This is a genomic window from Endozoicomonas sp. SESOKO3, from assembly GCF_024606255.1.
Genome location: NZ_JAHHPR010000401.1, coordinates 1 through 3,211, shown reverse-complemented (window position 1 = coordinate 3,211; position 3,211 = coordinate 1). Strand labels below are relative to the sequence as shown.

At 49.4% G+C, this 3,211-nt stretch carries 3 protein-coding genes; all 3 read left to right on the top strand.

What is annotated here, in order from left to right; all coding sequences use genetic code 11:
- On the top strand, positions 1 to 463 hold a 463-nt coding region (locus KDK18_RS06995), incomplete at its 5' end, for an FtsX-like permease family protein (RefSeq protein WP_257254161.1).
- Entirely contained in the window at positions 456 to 1,151 is a 696-nt protein-coding gene (locus tag KDK18_RS06990; protein WP_257254160.1) for an ABC transporter ATP-binding protein, read from the top strand. The genes KDK18_RS06995 and KDK18_RS06990, both read left to right, overlap by 8 nt.
- 207 nt (positions 1,152 to 1,358) lie before the next feature.
- Positions 1,359 to 2,723: a M17 family metallopeptidase gene (locus KDK18_RS06985; RefSeq protein ID WP_257254159.1), complete on the top strand. Its 1,365-nt coding sequence runs from the start codon at positions 1,359 to 1,361 to the stop codon at positions 2,721 to 2,723.
- Positions 2,724 to 3,211 lie beyond the last annotated feature (488 nt).

Sequence of the window (3,211 nt, the reverse complement as noted above, 5' to 3'; positions counted from 1 at the left end):
GTTTCAGGCGATCCAGATGGAAAAAACCATGGTAGGCCTGCTTTTGACGCTGATTGTTGCCGTAGCAGCATTCAATATCGTCTCTACCCTGGTGATGGTGGTGACTGACAAGCAGTCGGATATCGCTATTCTGAGAACACTGGGAGCCAGTCCGAAAACCATTATGGGTATCTTTATGGTACAGGGGTCTCTCATTGGTATTGTGGGAACATTATTGGGGGTTGTGCTCGGTGTGATTGCCGCATTGAACGTTTCTGAAATCATTTCAGCTCTTGAGTCCTGTCTGGGTATCCAGTTCCTCAGCCCGGACGTTTATTTTATCAGTTATCTGCCTTCTGAATTGCAATGGTGCGATGTTGCTGTCATCAGTATTGCAGGTCTGTCCATGAGTTTCCTGGCCACTTTGTATCCCGCCTGGAGAGCCTCTAAAACCCAGCCAGCAGAGGCACTTCGTTATGAATGAGTCCATCAACGCCGTATTAGAGTGCAGGGCACTGGCCAAAAGTTTTGATGAAGGCCCTGAAAAACTGGAAGTATTGAATGACTTAAACCTGGTGATCGGTCCTTCGGAGAGGGTCGCGGTGGTTGGCAGCTCTGGCTCAGGGAAAACGACATTACTGCAATTGTTGGCCGGACTGGATCGTCCTTCTTCGGGTGAAATCAGAGTCTGCGGCCATGAGCTGGCAACGATGAAAGAAGCAGAGCAGAATGAACTGAGAAATCGCCACCTGGGCTTCGTCTACCAGTTCCATCATCTGTTACCTGAGTTCACCGCTCTGGAAAATGTCTCTATGCCGCTACTGCTGAGAAAGAAAACACCCATCAGACAGATCAGGGAAAGAGCCGAACAGTTACTGGATGCCGTGGGGCTTGGGGCAAGGGCCAAACATAAGCCCGCAGAATTGTCAGGAGGAGAACGCCAGCGCGTAGCCATTGCCAGAGCCCTGGTTACTGAACCTGATCTGGTGTTTATGGATGAACCAACGGGTAATCTTGATCCTAATACAGCAGAAAAAGTGCATGATTTGATGGCCTCTCTCAGCAATGAGTTCAAGACCAGTTTTGTTGTGGTAACCCATGACATGAATCTGGCCAGACAGATGGATAGAGTCTTCCGACTGGATTCCGGAACGCTGATCATCGCTTCTTAAGCCAACCTGTCAACAGCCCGGAAAAATTATTCTGCTGTTCCAGATGGGTTGTGTCCACTGGCATGGTTACTGCGGCTTTGATAGCATGGGGCAAATGGCAATATTGTGGTTTGCCCCTGCTTTTGCTAGCAAGCCATCTCGATACTGAGTACCATCTTTCTGTATTGTCGTCTTTCAATCCCTCATATTCCCAATTGGTAGAGATCTATGCATTCCTATTTGCTGGCTGGTGACCACGGTATTCCTCTGACTCTGGTGGAAACTTCAGATTATGATCGCTGGTTTGATGAGCAGTCAGAACCTCTACAGAACTGGCTGACCTGCACAGACTTCAAAGGAGAGGGCATCAGTCTGATTCCCGGTGAAGAAGGTGTCGTGGATCAGGTTATTGTCGGTGTTGAAGATCTGTCCAGCCACTTTATCTGCGGAAATTTGGTCAATCAGCTGCCAGCTGGGGACTACAAACTTCAGGGCGATGAAAACCTTCTTAAACTGGCCGCATTTAGCTGGGGGCTGGGTGCTTATCAGTTCGACCGCTACAAAAAAACTGAACAGAAAGAGCGTCCAAGATTGATTCTGCCGAGGCAGGCAGAGGTTTTAGAAGCCGAAAAATTTGTTAAAGCGATGGCCATTGTTCGTGATCTGGTGAACACTCCGGCTGGCGATATGATGCCCGAACATCTGGGTGAGGCCGTAGAAAAGCTGGCCGAAGAGTTTGGTGCCAAAGTCAGTCAGACGGTAGGTGATGAGCTGTTGACTCAAAATTATCCCACCATTCATGCGGTCGGGCGCGCCAGCAGTCACGCACCACGGCTGATTGACATGACCTGGGGTGACGGGAAGCATCCCTTGATCACACTGGTGGGTAAGGGCGTCTGCTTCGACAGTGGCGGTTTGGACATGAAAGGTGCAGACGGTATGCGTCTGATGAAAAAAGATATGGGCGGTGCCGCTCACGTCATCGGACTGGCGCGCCTGATCATGGACTTTAACCTGCCTGTTCGTCTGAGAATGCTGATTCCAGCCGTTGAAAATGCGGTTGCCGGAAATGCCCTGCGTCCCGGAGATATAGTGAAAACCCGTCAGGGTTTGACGGTAGAAATTCACAATACCGATGCCGAAGGTCGTCTGGTTCTGTGTGAAGCACTGACGGAAGCCAGTACCGAAAATCCTGACATGATTGTCGATTTCGCCACTCTGACCGGAGCCTGTCGTGTGGCTCTGGGTACTGAGGTGGGGGGCTTTTACACTGACGATACGGCCCTGGCCTGTGAACTGATGCAGGCGGGTGACAAAACGGACGACCCAATCTGGCGCATGCCCTTGCACAAGGACTACAGGTACATGCTCAACAGCGAAATCGCTGATATGACCAACTGCGCCAAGGAGCCTTATGGAGGGTCTATTACTGCAGCTCTCTATTTGCAGGAGTTTGTCGGCAAGGGCATTCCCTGGGTTCACTTTGATATCATGGCCTGGAATATTCGTCCTCAGCCCGGTCGCCCGCTAGGTGGAGAAGCGTTTGGGGTTCGTGCCGTGTTTGAAGTACTTCAGGATCGCTACGGTCAGTAATCAAATTCCCGTTGGCGAAAGCCACTCCTGATTGCAGGCAGTGGCTTTTATTATGGGTGGGTGTGTTCTGGCTGGCATTAAAATTACTATATAAAAATAGGTATTCGAAAAATTCTTCTGCTCTGCCACTAAGCCAATTCCAGTAACCCTATCGATTTGTATGATGACTTTGTCACCCCGAGTTTGACGTCTACAGTTCTCTGCTGAATATTCGTCATTACAACCGCATTCGACGATTCAGGCGAATCTCATCGGGGCCAGATAATCACTTTACTGAAACTCTGAGATCGTCCCTGAGTTCATCGCTTTTCTCAAACCGGGTATGTCGACAGTCGTCAGGTATAAAACATCGGCGTTTCAGTAAAATTTCAGCACGTTTGTCAAGAATGGGAAAATCCATGAACCATTAACTTTTCGTTCCGTGCCCCTTTTTCTCTCGTCTATCCTCACTGCTCCTATTCATAGAAAACAAAGGATAAAACCATTAA

Bases quoted from the DNA above. Each gene is read 5' to 3' on its own strand.
- KDK18_RS06990 (WP_257254160.1), top strand. From the start codon at position 456: ATGAATGAGTCCATCAACGCCGTATTAGAGTGCAGGGCACTGGCCAAA.
- KDK18_RS06985 (WP_257254159.1), top strand. From the start codon at position 1,359: ATGCATTCCTATTTGCTGGCTGGTGACCACGGTATTCCTCTGACTCTG.